The organism is Arsukibacterium sp. (assembly GCF_036735525.1).
GTDB lineage: Bacteria > Pseudomonadota > Gammaproteobacteria > Enterobacterales > Alteromonadaceae > Alishewanella.
Genome location: NZ_DAINOE010000048.1, coordinates 9488 through 25523, shown reverse-complemented (window position 1 = coordinate 25523; position 16036 = coordinate 9488). Strand labels below are relative to the sequence as shown.

Here is a 16036-nt window from a genome sequence, read left to right as displayed (position 1 = left end):
CCAGTAAAGCGGTAGTATGGCGGGCCAAACTGGAAGCGTTTGACCGTAGTGTACTGACAACCTCGATTGGCGACTTTAATATCGGATTCCCAGGGCAATACTGGGATGCCGAAAAACAAAGCTGGTATAACTACTTCCGGGATTATGATGCGACTACCGGGCGGTATTTGCAGTCAGATCCGATAGGGTTAGCGGGTGGGTTGAATACCTATGGGTATGTTGGCGGGAATCCTTTAACTTGGATTGACCCACTTGGGTTGCATAAACAAGACAATGATTGGGGGTACCCCAAAAAAATGTGGAAGTGGGCCCATAAACATTATGAAGGCTTTAAAGAGCTCAAAGGGCCTAATGGTCAAATAGACAAAAATGGTGCACGAGAAATCCACGGTGAATGGGAGAAGAAAGGAAAACCTGGGCCTAAAGTAGCACTTCCTAGTGTTTTCTTGGCAGCCTATCTCGCAAAATTAGTTGCTGCAGAGCAATGTCAGGCGCGGGATTTGTTAGCTTGTGACGCATTTGAAAAGCTTGGCGGTACAGTAGATCGGGGCTGTGGCAACATTATTTAGTTTTCAGGTAGGCTCTTGGACTTAACTTAGGGCGCCGTTCAAACAGGTACGCGATATGTTTAGTGTAGTATGGGAAGTACGGAGTGAAACAGAGAGTGCTGATTTACTAGTTGATTTATATGGCATTACTGCAAAGTTTTGGAACAAAGGCGATCACATTTCAGCAAGTAGGCAGCATACGACTTCGGGTTTCAGGGTGTCGATTTGTGATTGCGAAGACCTATGTGAACTACATGATTGCATTTCAGCATTCATTGATAAAAATAGTGAGGTATTGTCCTACATTAAAAATAGGAATTTTTCTTCAGAAATCGATATCGGAGTTGTTGTAGACCATCAAAAAGTTGCAATGATGAGCCTTCAATTACCACTAGATATACAGGTCAAGTTGAGCGAAAAAAGTGTTTCGCTAATTTACACCGTTATGTTGGCAGATGACTAGTTTGGTAAAAAGTGCTTTTGGAATCACTAGGCCTAGCCTGTGGTGATTACCAACCAAAGCAAAGGCGTAGTATGGCGGGCCAGGTTAGAAGCGTTTGACCGGTCGGAATTAACCACCAGTATCGGTGAATTCAACATAGGTTTGACTGCGGGCTTCCTGCCCTCCGCCCTTACGAGCCATGCTGCGCATGTTCAACCTTGCTCCCGGCGAGGTTGTCCCGGGCCTGCTGTTATAAAGAGCGGGATGCCGAAAAGCTAAGCTGGTATGGCGGGCTAAGCTAAAGGCGTTTTATCGCTATTCGCTTGCGCGGCCACCTTGTCATTTTCAAATAGACGACGCCTCACTTTCATTTGGACGAGCTATCACTTTCAATTGGACGAGATGTCATTTACACTTGGACGAGACATAATTTACACTTGGCCGGGTAAAAACAATGGATACCAGCTTTTACAACCGATTCAGCGAAGCGTCTTTGCTTGAAGCATTACAGGATACGCCTGCGGTGCTGATCCATGGCTCCCGACAATGCGGTAAAACCACCTTGGCTCAGTCAATTGGCGCCAGACAAGGATATCATTACATCAGCTTTGACGACGATAACCAGCTGCAAGCAGCACAAGCCGACCCTGTTGGTTTTATCCAAAACTTGCCGGAAAAAACGATTCTGGATGAAATCCAGCGGGCCCCCGCACTATTTACCTCTATTAAGGCCAGCATTGATAAAAACCGTAAACCTGGGCGTTTTATTTTAACTGGCTCAGCGAACGTGTTGTTATTGCCTCAGATTGCTGATTCTCTGGCCGGAAGGATAGAAATCATTCATTTACGGCCATTGGCGCAATGTGAAATAGCCGGTAAAAAACCCGCCTTTATCGAACAACTATTCAACGCAGATTTTGGCCAGCAATCACCAAGCGCATACTATCGCATGGGAGAATCCATTGCAGATATCCTTTGCCAGGGGGGATATCCAGCAGCGGTAGCTCGCAATACTGGCAAGCGCCGAAGAGCCTGGTATAGAGACTACATCATCACTATTATCCAACGTGACGTGCAGAATATCGCCGACATTAAACATTTAGACATACTACCAAGGCTATTAGCTTTGGCAGCCAGCCAGACTGCTCGCTTATTTAATGCTACTGATTTAGCCTCCCCCTTTTCTATATCCCGACCAACGATCCGTGAATATCTCGCTTTGCTAGAGCAGATATTTTTGATTGAACAACTACCACCCTGGCATAGCAACCGGTTAAGTCGATTAATCAAAACGCCAAAAATGCACTTAACGGATACCGGCTTAGCTTGTGCATTACTAGGTGTAGATAGTCAAAGTCTTTGGCAGGATAAAGCCCTGCTTGGTCAATTACTGGAAACCTTTATTTATCAGGAGCTAAGAAAGCATGCAGACTGGCATGAAGACGCATTGAGCTTCTTCCACTTCAGAAATAAAGATCAAATTGAAGTGGATATTATTATTGAGCAAGGGCGTAAACTCGCTGGTATAGAAATTAAAGCTGCAGCAACCATCACTCAAAGTGACTTCAAAGGCTTAATCAAATTAAAAGACGCCAACGGCGAGCGCTTTGCTGCAGGAGTGGTATTTTATGATGGTGAACATATTCTGTCATTTGGCGAAAGATTATTTGCAGTACCTATTAGCCTGCTTGTGCCAAAACTTCACATTGGCTAAAGCCTCTGGCAGGTCTGGCGACAGGGTGTGCTGACTTCGTCATTATCACAGCTCCCCCTGGCGCTAAGGCTGAAAAGCTAATACGGATTAGCCGGGCTATAGATAGGCGATTTAGTGCCATCTACACTGAGCCGGATGGGGCTGACATTCGATTGATGCAGCAGCAACTGATAATGATCACCCGGCGTTAAGCGATAGCGCAGTAAGTCGGTGATTTGCACCGGCTGGCCACATTGTGTTTGTTGCCAACGGGTGTGTTCATCCGCGCGCACTATATAGACTTCATGTTCACCAAACACGTCGGTTGCACCGCTGCGCTCCACCCAGAGCGCCGTGCGCTCAGATACCGCTATGCCGGTAAGGGCGCGTGCTTGATGATGCGCCAGAAACACCATGAGCCGGCCCATGCGGTCACGTTGCTTAAAATGGGTATCGGTAAGGGTATTTGCCAGCATCGGCGCTGCTAAAAACGCCGGGCTAAATTTAATATTCGCGTGGCAAAAATCTTGCGCCACGGCGGTGGATACCGCACTGCCTACGCCATCCGGATCATAGATAACATCGGATAAAATGGCATTACCGGCCGAGGTGCCACCAATAATGGCGCCTTTGTTATAGGCATATTGCACCGCTTGTTGCAGCTGAGTGCCTTGCCAATTGCGGATATAGCTGGACTGATCGCCACCGGCAAACCAGATAAATTCGGCACTTTGCACCGCCCAGCGCACATACTCACTGTTGGCTTTGTCGCGGCTGTCAACAATCAGCGTTTCTACTGATGCCGCCTGCAATAAATGCCAAAAATAGTCGTTATAGCCGGCGCCACCCTGAGTGCGCAGCACCAGCACATTGCCGCCCTGCAGATAAGGCCGTACTTTATCCGTAAAAATACTGTCTACATCTGTACTGCCGCCCATCAGAATAATGCCTGCCTGCTCTGGTTGCAGCGGCACACAGACATCTTCGGTATAACCTACAGCATAGCGCTGCAGCGCAGCCGGCTTGGCTGGCCTTGGGCCATAGCCACATTTATCGGCATTAGCCAGTGCCGTTAATGCTGTTTTTGCCTGATTGTCCGAAGAGGATTGGCTGCATCCTGATAACAACAGAGATAAGAATAGGGGTAAAGATACTAACCGCAGACTAGGTCGCATATTCATTGAACTTCTACCAATATAATGGCCTGCCGCCCGAAGGTGGCAGGCCTAACACTTTATGTAATACTCACTGCCAGCAGTGAGGCTTAGTACGGATTTGTTGGGTTATAGAACTGGCTGTTACGGCCATCAATACTCAAGCGGATTGGGCTAACATTGGTGCTGTTATTCAGCAAATTGTAGCTTTGGCCTGGTAACAGTTTGTAGCGCAACAGGTTATTAATAATCACCGGTTGGTTACAGGCGGTCTGTTGATATTGCGTTTGGCCATCGGCCCGCAGCACATAAACTTCGTGGCTGCCATCGACAATACCCTGACCATTGCTGCTGACATACAGCGAGGTCGCTTCTGATACCGCCACCACGGTACCGCCGGCACCTAATTTGGCCTGGAACACCGCAGAGCGCCCCATCCGATCCCGCTGTTTAAAGTGGGTATCCGTGATCACCCCATTTAACTGCGGAATAGCCAGGAAATTTGTGCTGATATTAATAGTGCTATGGCAGAAATTGGTCACAGCTTCGCTGCTAATGGCCCCTTGTACGCCGTCCGGGTCGTAAATAAACTGCCCCAGCACATGATTACCCGCCGAGGTACCACCCACGACGCCGCCTTTTTGATACACATGCATAATGGCATCCTGCACCTTAGTGCCCTGCCACTGATTCAGGTAGGCCGACTGATCACCACCGGCGATAAATACAAACTCCGCCGTGCGGATCACCCAGTCTACATAATCACTGTTGGCCTTGGTCTGAGTATCCACAATCAAGGTTTCTACTGAAGCGGCATTGGTGAGCCCCTGCAGATAGCTATTGTAGGCACCGGTACCGGTCGTGCGCAGCACAACTATGTTGCCGCCCTGAATATGCGGTGATACCCGGTTGGCAAAAGCGGCATCGACATCGGCACCGCCACCCATTAACAACAAGGCCGGCTGATCTAAGCTGACACAGGTATCCGCTGTGGTACCGACCCGGTAGCTGGTCAGAGCGCCGGGTTTTGATGGCCGCGGACCATAGTCACAGGCTACCGGATCAGGTGTGGTGCCACCGCCACCGCTGCCAGAGCCAGCAAAGCTGACCGTCAGCTGGTAATTACCAGTGCCACTGTAGCGGGTTACTTTTACGTAATGCCGGCCAGCAGCCGCGGCATTATAGGTACCCACTTCAGGATTGGCACTGCTTTGACCGGAGGCGATGTAACTGCCACTGGCGCGATATAAAAACCAATCAAAATCGGCATTATTGGTGTGGCTCAGGTTTACCGTGATATCACCGGTGGCGGTGGTATCAAAATAAAACCAGTCAACATCATTGCGATTATGGATACTGGCGTTGACAGTAGTACCACTGCATAAAGGACCATCAGCGGTACCTTCGGTATTGTTACTTTCACTTTCTTGCTGCAAACAGGCATACGCATTGCTGCTTAGCAATAACGCAACGGCGCCCAAGAGGACTCGTGCTTTCATTTTTACTTCCTGCATATAGTTTTGTTATAGGAAATGGCCGCAGGCCAGGTGTCTATGCCAGGCAAAGTGCCGGGCAAAAGATGTGGTGCTAACTCAGAGGGGGAATGCTATTCGTCAAACCACTCGGATAAGTGGTAGTCGCTGGCGCAATTATGCAGATTAGCCGGTTTGGCAACCGACCACAGTAATGAACTGATTCTGCAAAACTGTTTTTTCATAAGAGTGGTTTCACAACACAACTTGATGACTGTTTAATTACTATTCAATATTGTCCTGAATAGTCATGCTGTCAAGCAGAAAAAACATTCATTTGTAAAAAAAACCGACAGGTACCACATTTCGGAAAAAGTGCCTAACGCAAATATTCGCCAAGCGTTTGCCAGTGTTCAAATTTTTCTGAAAAGCGCTTTGCGGCATGGGCCGGACTGGTGGAAGGCAAGGTTATAAATTTTGGTGAATTTTCTGTAAATAACTGTGGTAAAACACTTTTACGAAAACTTTGCCAGGCTTTAGCGCCATTAAACGCGATCAATTTCAACTGCGATTGTTGTTGTATCAGCTGCTGAAAATTATTCGGCTGCTCGGCACGAATGGCCGTATCCAAACTGCCCTGCCGCTGACAACTCTGTAGTACATCCCATAAAGCCACACCATGTTGTTGCAACCGCAGCAGCCGTTCGGTGTAGGGTAACTGTGGGTCAAAATGCAGTAATTTTGCCATAATCGGCCAGAAGGCATTACGCGGATGTGCATAATACTGCTGCTCACTGAGCGATTGTGCGCCCGGCATGCTGCCAAGGATCAGCAGCCGGGCCTTTGCCGGCAGCACCGGCGCCAGCCCATACAAACGCGGTGATGCTGCCGACATGTCAGTCACAGACCCGCTCAACGAATGCCCGGCTGATATTGCCGGGCTTTATGCCAGGCTTGCGCCGCTTGCTCTGTATCGCCTTCTTGCTCGGCTAAATAAGCCAGTAGCGCATAAAGCTGCGCGTCGCTACCGTGATTCTTCAGCCACTGCTGTGCTTGTTTACGCAACTTCAGTACCGACTGCCCCAGTGGAATTTGGCGTAAACTGGGCCAGGCCAGCGGCAGCTCCTCCAGTGTTAAACTGCGTAACAGTTTAAGCTCAGCTTGTTCATATTTCCCCTGTTGCGCCAACGCCCAGGCCATACCCAGGGCCGCCGCTGCTGACTTGCGCTCTTTCGCCGGCAAGGCTTGCCAATAAGCGGCCTGCTCACTAAACGCCTGCTGCAAGCTCAGCTCACTAATCGCCTGTGGATATAAGGTAAAGCGCTGTTGCTGCCATTGCTGTTTACTGAACCACTGGTATTTTAACGCCAGCGGCACTTGTTCCAGCATCTGCTGCCACTGCCCGGCCTGCTGTAACGCATAAAGGTATAATTGCCCTAAACCGTTATCTTTCGGCGACTCTGCCAGCTGGGCTTGTAATAAAGCACAGGCCTGGCCGGCTTTGCCCTGTTGCAGTAACAGATCTGCTTGCACATAGCTGCTATTTGCACGGCCCTCAGGTAAGGCCGCCGCCAGCTCGCTGGCCGTGGCTTGTTCACCGGCGTAAAAGGCAGCATAACTGGCAAAAATGCGCTTTTCATCCGCCATAAAGGGGTCGCGTAAGGCCAGTTGTAACTGCTCACTGGCCAGTGGCCATTGTTGGCGGGTATACGCCTGCAAACCCAGCGTAAAGGCCTGCTGCGCTTTGCGTTGTCGCCGCCAGCGGAAAAAATTAAAGGATAAATGCTGAATGCGCAGCACATGCGCGAACAGCTTCCAGCACAATGCCAACAATAAGATCCCCAGCAGCAGCACCAGCAGCAAACCCAGCAAGGTCATTTCCAGGCTATAACCGGCCAGAACCACTTTGATATAACCGGGGTTATTCACCAGCACCGGCCCCAGCAACATAGCCGCTGCCAGCAAGATAATCAGCAGCAATGCCTTGCTCATAAACTGTCCTCCCGCAGCTGCAGATAACGCTGCAACTGAGCCAGGCTTTGCAAAGGCGCATATTCAGGCGCCGCTATTTGCTGTGCGGCCAACGCAACTAAGGCTGAGGACAACTGCTGTACCTGGCTGTTATCTGCAACAAAATAGCGTTGCAGAGTATCCGCGGCTTGCTGCAATGCCTGTGCAAACACCGCTTGCTGGCCTTGCAATACTGCCAGCTCGGCTAACAATAATTGCTGCTGCAAGCCAATGCGCACCATCCATTGCTGCTGCTCAGATAAGCTAAAATAATCTTCTGGCACCGCCTTTCGCACCTGAAACAACTTACTGACACTTTGCTGCCAATAGCCTTTTAATGTACTGCGCCAATCGCCCGCCACTACCGGCTCAAGCTGTAATTGCTGCTGATCCTGTTTAAACGGTAAGCTGCCAGTTTGCTGGCGTAACTGATGCAGGGTTAAAAACAGCTCAGTGACCTTCGGTGCCGGTAGTGCCTTTAGCTGTGCTAAGTCCTGCTTAATGGCCTGACGCACGGTTAACAACGCTGGATCGTCCAGCGTAGCCAGTTTGTCATCGGCCTGTTGCAGTAAAATGATGGCGCTGCGGCTATCACCTTGTAACATCAGTTGCTGGCCGGCGCGTTGCAGGAAAAATTCGGTTTCAGCCAATAACCAATGGGCCGGCGGCGCACCATCACGTTGCTGTATGAGCTGCCGTACTGCCTGTAATTGCGCCTGAGTGCGTTCATCTTGTTGCCGCTGGGCACTGTGCAGTTGTTGCTCCAGCTGCCGCAGGCTGCTTTGTTGTTGCTCCAGAAACTGCCGCTGTTGCTGCTGGGCTTGTTCAATTAAGCCCTGGGTTTGCGCTTGCAATTGTTGCTGTTGTTGCTGTTGCGAACTGTGCTGGGTGGCGACTTGTTGTTGCAATTGCTGCCACTGCGGCCAAAGCCAATAGGCTGCCGCTGCCAGCAAGGCCGCTAACAACAAGCTGCACAATAGCGCCAGCCAGGCCAAAGCCCGGCCACTTTTAGGGGGGCGCGGTTTATCTTGTTGCTCCAGTTGCTGTTTTAGCTCAGCTAGCGGTGCGTCTGCATCGGCCAGCGTCGGTGTATCAGTCATAGTTGTCCCTCTTATACTGCTGAATGGTTGCCAGCAACGCCTGATCATTGGCATTGGCGGCTAACCAGATATGCCCAGGCGCTATACCCTGCGCCAATGCACTGTCTCGCACTCTTGGACTCACCAGAATCCAATGACATTGCCGCAGCCAGTGATGCTGTTCTGGTGGTAGCAGATAAAACATTTGTAATAAAATTTCGTTACTGGTCGCTACAATACAACGTATCCCCTGCTGTTGCCATTGCCGCGAGAGTTGCAGCCCATCCAGGGGTAAAGGCAGCCGTTTATAGCTTTGTACGTAGCGCACCTCTGCTGAGCGGCTAAGCAATTGCTGGCGAATTAACTCGCGCCCGCCATTACCCCTGACAATCACCACCTGACGCCCGGCTACTTGTTGCAACACGGGCAACTGCAGTAAGCCTTCACTGCGCTGATCTTCCGGCACCCAGACTTCGCGGCCACTCCAGCGCTGTAAAGCAGCCGCTGTAGTCTGGCCAACAGCCAGTAACGGTGCACTGGCCGGCAGTTGCGCAGCCGTCAGTTGCTGCTCCAGTGCATGCACTGCACTGAGTGACACAAAAATCAGCAGTTCTGCACTGGCAATGGCACTGATATCGCGCGGTCGCAGTGGCATCATCTGCGTAGTGATCAATGGCTGATAAACATAGGCAATAGCCGCATCATCCAGCGATGCCAGTAAATTATCAGCCTTACCCGCCGGACGGGTGATCAGCAGCATAGTGACAGGCTCCTTGCGGTACTCACTGGTAAACCGCAGCCAAAATGTCACCGGCCCCTTCAGCCAGTAACACTTGAGCTAACTGCTCGCCCAACTGCTCGGCATTCTCGGCCGGGCCCTCTAGCTGATGGCGGATAATCTGGCAGCCATCCAGCGACCCCACTAAGCCTCTGAGCCAGAGTTGGCCGTCTGTGATTTCGGCATATGCCCCTATCGGCACCTGACAGCCACCCTGCAGCTGCCGGTTCATCGCCCGCTCGGCCAGCACACAGTGCCGGGTCGCCAGATGTTCTAATGGCGCCAGCAACTGCTGCACGGCCAGATCGTCAGTACGGCATTCAATACCCACGGCACCCTGACCATTGGCAGGTAAACTACTGGTCACCGGCAGCAAATCGGTAATGCGCTGCTCAAAACCTAAGCGAATAAGCCCTGCTGCCGCTAAAATAATGGCGGCATATTCGCCATTATCCAGTTTAGCCAGTCGGGTATTTACGTTGCCGCGTAAATCGCGTACCTGTAAATCCGGCCGCAATGCCTTTAACTGGCATTGCCGGCGTAGGCTGGAGGTACCAACCACGGCGCCCGGCGGTAACGCCGACAGTGAACTAAATAAATTTGATACAAAGGCATCGCGCGGATCTTCACGCTGGCAAATGGTGCTAAGCATTAAGCCGGGTGGAAATTCCACCGGCACATCTTTCATACTGTGCACGGCAATATCGGCCCGGCCTTCTAAAATAGCGGTTTCTAACTCTTTAACAAAAAGCCCTTTACCACCAATTTTAGCCAGCGGCGTATCAAGGATTTTATCACCCTGAGTTGACATGGGCACCAGCTCAACGGTCAGCAATGGATGGTGACGCAATAGCTCGGCTTTGACAAATTCGGCCTGCCACAGGGCCAGTGCACTTTTACGGGTAGCAATTCGGATTAGCTGACTCATATTAGCTTTCCTGTGCCGTCATTAATTTACGCTGTAAAAAACTACTGATATCAGCAACTTCCTGGGCACAGACACTATGCTCCATCCGATAATCATGCCAGCTCACCATAAAGCCCTGGTTTTTTAGCGCATGAAACGCCTGCTGCCCGGCGGCCATCGGCACCACCGGATCCTGAGTACCATGGCCAATAAATACCGGTGTGCTTTTATTTACCGTTAGCGCCTCGGTGGCCAGTTTATCCGGCACACACATATAGGTCGACAACGCCAGCACGCCGGCCAGCTTATAGGGCAAGCGGGCTAACAAGTGCAGCGCAATAACCCCACCCTGACTAAAGCCTGCCAGCACTATTTGCTCACTGCTAAGGCCCTCTGCGATCAGTTTATCCACTAACTGTTGCACCGCAGCAGCCGATTCCCGTACGCCGGCCTCATCGGCTCTGTTGCTTAAGTCCATGGTTTTAATGTCGTACCAGGCACGCATCCGCATACCGCCATTCACGGTTACCGGCCGCTCGGGGGCGTGAGGAAATAAAAAGCGGATACCCGCATCCGACGGTAAGCGCAGCTCAGGCACTATAGGGGCAAAACCATGGCCGGAATCACCCAGGCCATGCAACCAGATCACCGCTGCCTTGACCTGGCCGCTCGGTTTTACATCAACAAACGAAAGTAATGCCATCAGTTATGCTCAAAATTTAAGGGGCTGCCAGCCTGCAGAGAAGCGACTTCAGTTAGTAATTGCCAAAATTCGGCGCCACTGCGGTTATCTATCCACTGACCATTGCGCCATTCAAAATGGTGACCATTAAATTTGGTGGCCATCCACAGCTGTTGCAGCGGTGGCTGCTTATTAATAATAATTTTGCTGTTATCCGCAAAGGTAATAGACAACAAGCCACCATGCGACTCATAGTCTAAATCCAGCTCTTGCTGCTCAATGGCTTCTTCTACCGCCAAAAGAGTTTGATCGGTTAATTCATCATATTCCAGCTCATTCATCTGCTTCACCTGTTTGCTTTTACTGCTAAGGATGCGATTATAGAGCGTCCATCAGTTTATGAAATAAAAAACCATGAACGCTAAGCGAATTATACGCCAAATCAGCCAGCCATTAGGCTGGATGTTAGTCGGCTCCATGCTCACTGCCTGTGGTCAGAAAGGGCCCCTTACCTTACCACAACCCGCAACAGAAGTGGCAGAGCCTGCTGTGCAAAACCTACCCGAGCCTACTGACAACAAAGGTGACCATAGTGGATAACTTTAATTATCAGGCGAACAGCCTTTATGCGGAACAGGTGGCGCTGGCTGATATTGCCAAACAATACGGCACCCCTTGTTATGTTTACTCCCGGGCCACTCTGACCCGGCACTATCAGGCCTTTGCCAGTGCGGCCGCAGCACACCCAAAAAGCTTGGTCTGTTACGCAGTAAAGGCTAACAGTAATCTGGCCTTATTAAACGTGCTGGCACGTTTGGGCAGTGGCTTTGACCTGGTATCAGGCGGAGAGTTGCGCCGGGTTATCGCCGCCGGTGGTGATCCGGCTAAAGTGGTGTTTTCCGGCGTAGGTAAAACGGCTGACGATATGCGTTTTGCACTGCAACTGGGCATTAAATGTTTTAATGTAGAATCGGTCAGTGAATTAGAACGTCTGCAACAGGTGGCAGCCAGCCTGAACAAGGTGGCGCCGGTATCGCTCAGGGTAAACCCGGATATTGACGCTAAAACGCACCCCTATATTTCTACCGGCTTAAAAGCCAACAAATTTGGTGTCGATATTTTACTGGCGCCACAAATTTACCGCCAGGCGGCCAGCATGAGCCATATTGAGCTGGTGGGCGTAGATTGCCATATCGGCTCGCAACTGACTGAAACCCAGCCTTTTTTAGATGCCTTAGAAAAATTACTGGCATTAATCGAGCAGCTGGCAGCTGAAGGCATTGTACTAAAACACATTGATATCGGTGGCGGCCTTGGCGTCACCTACGATAAAGAGCAACCGCCAGAGCCATCAGCTTATATCCAGCAAGTGGTAGCACGGTTAGAGGCCTACCCGCATTTAGAGCTGATTATGGAGCCCGGTCGCGCCATCAGTGCTAATGCCGGCGTATTACTGACCCAAGTCGAATACTTAAAGCCGGGTCAGGAAAAAAACTTTGCTATTGTCGATGCCGCCATGAACGATTTACTGCGCCCGGCGTTATACGGTGCCTGGCAAAATATCGTACCGGTAGAGCGGCAGCCTGATGCCACGCCAATATTATATGATGTGGTAGGCCCGGTATGCGAAACTGGGGATTTTCTGGGTAAAGATCGCTTGCTGGCATTAGCAGAAGGCGATTTACTGGCCGTACGCTCGGCCGGTGCCTATGGTTTTACCATGAGCTCAAATTACAACAGCCGGCCCCGGGCGGCAGAAGTAATGGTAGACGGCAGCCAATGTCATTTAATCCGTGCCCGCGAGCAATGGCAGGATTTGTGGCAAGGTGAACAATTACTGGCTGAATAATATTTAAGGCATTCATGTTATTACATTTTTCTAAAATGCACGGCCTGGGCAATGACTTTATGATGGTCGACAGCGTTAGCCAAAATGTGTTCTTAACCCAGGAGCATATCCGTCAGTTAGCTGATCGTAACCGCGGTATCGGCTTTGACCAGTTGCTGATGGTGGAGCCGCCCTATGATCCTGAGCTGGATTTTCATTACCGTATCTTTAATGCCGATGGCTCAGAAGTAGAGCAATGTGGCAATGGTGCCCGCTGTTTTGCTAAATTTGTGCGCAGCCGCGGTCTGACGAACAAGAACAAAATTCAGGTCAGTACCAAATCAGGTAAAATTACCCTCTATGTTGAGCAAGATGGCCAAATCACCGTGAATATGGGGGTGCCGCAACTGGATCCGGCCAAAGTGCCCTTTAAAGCGCAAAAGCAGGAGGCCACTTACATTTTGCGCGCCGACGAGCATACGGTGTTGTGCGGCGTTGCCTCTATGGGTAATCCCCATGCCGTGCTGGAAGTGGCCGATGTGCAACTGGCCGATGTGCATACGCTGGGACCATTACTGGAATTACATGAACGTTTTCCGGAAAAAGCCAATATCGGCTTTATGCAAATCCTCTCGCCGCAGCATATTAAGTTGCGGGTGTGGGAGCGCGGTGCCGGTGAAACCCTGGCCTGTGGTACCGGTGCCTGCGCCGCTGTGGTAGTAGGCCAGCTACAAAAAAAATTACAGCAACAGGTGCGGGTAGACTTACCCGGTGGCAGCCTGCATATTCGCTGGAACGGCCCAGGGCAACCGGTAAAAATGACCGGCCCGGCTGAACACGTATTTGATGGACAACTTAGTTTATGACAGACAGCCTGACTCAGGATAAAGATTTACTGGCCGCCTCAGTGGTGTATGACTACCTGCAACAGCACCCGGCGTTTTTTCAACAGTATCCGGATTTACTGCCATTATTGCGCCTGCCGCATCAGCAGCGTGGCAGTGTGTCGCTGGTTGAACGGCAATTGGAACTGCAACGGGAAAAAATTCATGCACTGCAGGATGATATTACCCGCCTGATGTCAGTGGCCCGCCAGAATGAGCATATTTTTCATGCGCTGAATCAGCTGCACTTATCGCTATTTAACACCACCGATTTGGCGGCGGCCGAAGTGAGTCTGCAACAATTTGCGCAAGATATGCCGCAGGTGCATGCCTGCCGGCTGATCTGCCTGGAGCAGCCACAATCCGGCCATCCTTTTGAATTGCTGCTATCGCGCCGGCTGAGTCAGCAACAGGTGTATTTAGGGCGTTTAAATAAAGAAGAGCAGCAGGCCATTTTTAACGACAACATTCACTCCGTGGCATTAATTCTAATCCGCAACAGCGAAGGCCCGCTGGCCTTGCTGGCGTTTGGCAGTGAGTCAGATGACCATTTCCAGCCCGCCATGGATCAGCTGTTTATCAACCATCTGGCACAGCTGCTGGCCTTGGTGTTACCCGGTTATGTCAAAAGCTGAACTGCCCCAGGCCTGGCAGCAACCGCTGCAGGCCTTTTTAGATCACCTGCGCTACGAGCGCCGATACAGCCCGCATACGCTGGATAACTATCAACGGCAGTTGTTGCAACTGGCCCATGGCTGTGTCAGTAGCGCGGTTAACTGGTTTGAGCTCACTGAAGCGACGTTAAAAAAACAACTGATGCAACACCGCCATAATGGCCTTAGTGCCCGCAGTCTGGCGCTAAAGGTCGCGGTATGGCGTAGTTTTTTTCAGTTTCAGTTACAGCAAAAACAGCTAAGTACTAATCCAGCCGCCTATTTGGCGGTACCCAAAGCCAGCCGCACACTACCGAAAGACCTAAGCAGCGCCACGCTGGAGCAATTACTGAGCTTTGATAGCAGTAACGATCTGCTGGCTGCCCGCGATAAAGCCATACTGGAATTATTTTACGCCTCCGGCTTGCGTCTGGCAGAATTGGTCAGGTTGGATCTGAGCGATGTGAACTGGCGCGAGCAACAAGTGTTGGTAACGGGTAAAGGTCGTAAGCAACGGCTGGTGCCCTTTGGCAGCAAGGCCAAAGTTGCCTTGCAGCATTGGCTGAGCCTGCGCCCGGCACTGCTGGCATCCAGCACGCCTGCGGTTGACCAACAAGCGTTATTTTTAAGTATTGAGCACCAGCGTATATCACCGCGCCAGGTAAGGCAGCGGGTAAAACACTGGGCCACTGTGCAGGGGCTGCAGCAACACTTGCACCCCCATATGCTACGCCACTCTTTTGCCAGCCACATGTTACAGGGCAGCGCCGATTTACGCGCAGTGCAGGAGCTATTGGGCCACGCTAACCTCAGCACCACTCAGGTATATACTCACCTCGATTTTGCCCATTTGGCCTCAGTGTATGACAGCGCTCACCCCAGAGCCCGGAAGAAATCCTGAAATAATAGTTAGCATTGGTAAAATGCTAACTATTATTTGCGCCCTCCTAAACGAAATATCGTATAGGGTAATAAAAAGATACCGGTAACAAATGGCACAAAAAACAGTGATAACTCAATGGCTGCATTACCTAAAAAAGCTAAAAAATGGGTAGTTTTATCTGAGAAAAGCCAAAGAATTAATTTAACAGTTACTACACCAATGAAGCATATGCAAATGGCTTTCACTAGTTCAATCAGCTGCTTGCGCAATAGCCAAATCTGACTAACCGGTTTACTCCGGTAATCCCAGTACCCACACAATAATCCAGCAAGTATACCTGCCACAAAAAGCGCCATATGTTTTTACCTTATACATCAAAACATGACTTCATATTGTAGCAAAGAACCGCACGCAATTTACTAAGTGCCAGTTTTCGCTGCAACAGTAAGGCCTACTCAAACTAAGGCAATTCAAATGAAATACCAAGCTGATTAAGTTGGTATGTATTCCAGTATCCTTGATGAAAAGACATTTCTATCATGCTTAAAGCGGATACAAGATCCATTACCGACAATGGTTGAGTGCCTAGCTGGGTAATGTAAGGTAAACAATTACCAAATGAATGGCATTCATAAGGCAGTGGATTGCACCCGTTTGCGTAGGGGTCTAAAGAGCAACGTATATCCAAAAGTGGATCTGAGCACCTAAATGCGTCACCACCACAGTAAGTATCTAAATACTGCTCTTGGCTAATATTACCCCTGCCTTGCCAGTATCTAATATAGTCTGTCAAACTTGCTGTACATGTCTCAGTTAAAGCATCAGTTGGAGCAATTAAGGCAACACCAGCTAACCCAGCAGCAGTAGCGTTAGTAACATAATATGAACCAACTTTGAAAGCTCCAGCTGCGATTAAAAAATTTGCAGTGGCTTTGCAGCCATTTGAAGTAAATGGATCATTTGCAGCATCCCAATCCGAAGCGAATAGATTTAAAGAATTAGCAAGAAGCAAGAAGCAAGAAG

At 50.2% G+C, this 16036-nt stretch carries 19 protein-coding genes; 8 read left to right on the top strand and 11 right to left on the bottom strand.

Annotated features, from left to right (window positions below; all coding sequences use genetic code 11):
* The 3 genes from V7D78_RS10740 to V7D78_RS10730 all read left to right on the top strand — a co-directional run.
* A partial coding sequence (locus V7D78_RS10740) for an RHS repeat-associated core domain-containing protein (RefSeq protein ID WP_333608452.1) occupies positions 1–569 on the top strand: 569 nt, incomplete at its 5' end.
* 55 nt (positions 570–624) lie between these two features.
* Positions 625–1011, top strand: coding sequence for a hypothetical protein (locus tag V7D78_RS10735; protein WP_333608451.1), 387 nt, complete (start codon positions 625–627; stop codon positions 1009–1011).
* Between the two features lie 433 nt (positions 1012–1444).
* Entirely contained in the window at positions 1445–2704 is a 1260-nt protein-coding gene (locus V7D78_RS10730; protein WP_333608450.1) for an ATP-binding protein, read from the top strand.
* 77 nt (positions 2705–2781) lie between these two features.
* Here V7D78_RS10730 and V7D78_RS10725 read toward each other — a convergent pair whose 3' ends face one another.
* The 9 genes from V7D78_RS10725 to cyaY form a co-directional block, all read right to left on the bottom strand.
* Positions 2782–3864 (bottom strand): cyanophycinase, encoded by a 1083-nt coding sequence (locus tag V7D78_RS10725; RefSeq protein ID WP_333608449.1) that lies wholly within the window; start codon positions 3862–3864, stop codon positions 2782–2784.
* A gap of 83 nt (positions 3865–3947) precedes the next feature.
* Positions 3948–5336 (bottom strand): Type 1 glutamine amidotransferase-like domain-containing protein, encoded by a 1389-nt coding sequence (locus tag V7D78_RS10720; protein ID WP_333608448.1) that lies wholly within the window; start codon positions 5334–5336, stop codon positions 3948–3950.
* A 352-nt stretch (positions 5337–5688) separates the two neighbouring features.
* Entirely contained in the window at positions 5689–6204 is a 516-nt protein-coding gene (locus V7D78_RS10715) for a DNA-deoxyinosine glycosylase (protein ID WP_333608447.1), read from the bottom strand.
* Between the two features lie 17 nt (positions 6205–6221).
* A complete protein-coding gene (locus V7D78_RS10710; protein WP_333608446.1) occupies positions 6222–7301 on the bottom strand; it encodes a heme biosynthesis protein HemY in 1080 nt (359 codons plus the stop codon).
* The gene (locus V7D78_RS10705) at positions 7298–8419 is read right to left on the bottom strand and encodes a uroporphyrinogen-III C-methyltransferase (protein ID WP_333608445.1); all 1122 of its coding nucleotides are present in this window, start codon (positions 8417–8419) and stop codon (positions 7298–7300) included. The genes V7D78_RS10710 and V7D78_RS10705 overlap by 4 nt, the downstream gene beginning before the upstream one ends.
* Positions 8412–9158: a uroporphyrinogen-III synthase gene (locus V7D78_RS10700; protein ID WP_333608444.1), complete on the bottom strand. Its 747-nt coding sequence runs from the start codon at positions 9156–9158 to the stop codon at positions 8412–8414. Before V7D78_RS10700 ends, V7D78_RS10705 begins: the two co-directional genes overlap by 8 nt.
* 22 nt (positions 9159–9180) lie before the next feature.
* Positions 9181–10104: a hydroxymethylbilane synthase gene (hemC, locus tag V7D78_RS10695; protein WP_333608443.1), complete on the bottom strand. Its 924-nt coding sequence runs from the start codon at positions 10102–10104 to the stop codon at positions 9181–9183.
* A gap of 1 nt (position 10105) precedes the next feature.
* Positions 10106–10786 carry an alpha/beta hydrolase gene (locus V7D78_RS10690; protein WP_333608442.1) on the bottom strand — a complete coding sequence of 227 codons (681 nt, stop codon included), beginning with the start codon at positions 10784–10786 and terminating at the stop codon, positions 10106–10108.
* A complete protein-coding gene (cyaY, locus tag V7D78_RS10685) occupies positions 10786–11106 on the bottom strand; it encodes an iron donor protein CyaY (RefSeq protein WP_333608441.1) in 321 nt (106 codons plus the stop codon). The genes V7D78_RS10690 and cyaY overlap by 1 nt, the downstream gene beginning before the upstream one ends.
* A gap of 73 nt (positions 11107–11179) precedes the next feature.
* Here cyaY and lptM point away from each other — a divergent pair, with 73 nt between their 5' ends.
* The 5 genes from lptM to xerC are packed head-to-tail and all read left to right on the top strand — an operon-like array spanning position 11180 to position 15031.
* Entirely contained in the window at positions 11180–11365 is a 186-nt protein-coding gene (lptM, locus tag V7D78_RS10680) for an LPS translocon maturation chaperone LptM (RefSeq protein WP_333608440.1), read from the top strand.
* Positions 11358–12614: a diaminopimelate decarboxylase gene (gene lysA / locus V7D78_RS10675; RefSeq protein WP_333608439.1), complete on the top strand. Its 1257-nt coding sequence runs from the start codon at positions 11358–11360 to the stop codon at positions 12612–12614. The genes lptM and lysA overlap by 8 nt, the downstream gene beginning before the upstream one ends.
* 14 nt (positions 12615–12628) lie before the next feature.
* The gene (gene dapF / locus V7D78_RS10670; protein WP_333608438.1) at positions 12629–13459 is read left to right on the top strand and encodes a diaminopimelate epimerase; all 831 of its coding nucleotides are present in this window, start codon (positions 12629–12631) and stop codon (positions 13457–13459) included.
* The gene (locus tag V7D78_RS10665; protein WP_333608437.1) at positions 13456–14112 is read left to right on the top strand and encodes a DUF484 family protein; all 657 of its coding nucleotides are present in this window, start codon (positions 13456–13458) and stop codon (positions 14110–14112) included. The genes dapF and V7D78_RS10665 overlap by 4 nt, the downstream gene beginning before the upstream one ends.
* Complete coding sequence (xerC, locus tag V7D78_RS10660; RefSeq protein ID WP_333608436.1) at positions 14099–15031, top strand: tyrosine recombinase XerC; 933 nt, start codon at positions 14099–14101, stop codon at positions 15029–15031. The genes V7D78_RS10665 and xerC overlap by 14 nt, the downstream gene beginning before the upstream one ends.
* A 32-nt stretch (positions 15032–15063) precedes the next feature.
* On the opposite strand, the gene V7D78_RS10655 is transcribed toward xerC, so the two are convergent.
* Entirely contained in the window at positions 15064–15369 is a 306-nt protein-coding gene (locus V7D78_RS10655) for a hypothetical protein (protein ID WP_333608435.1), read from the bottom strand.
* Between the two features lie 104 nt (positions 15370–15473).
* A partial coding sequence (locus tag V7D78_RS10650) for a hypothetical protein (RefSeq protein ID WP_333608434.1) occupies positions 15474–16036 on the bottom strand: 563 nt, incomplete at its 5' end.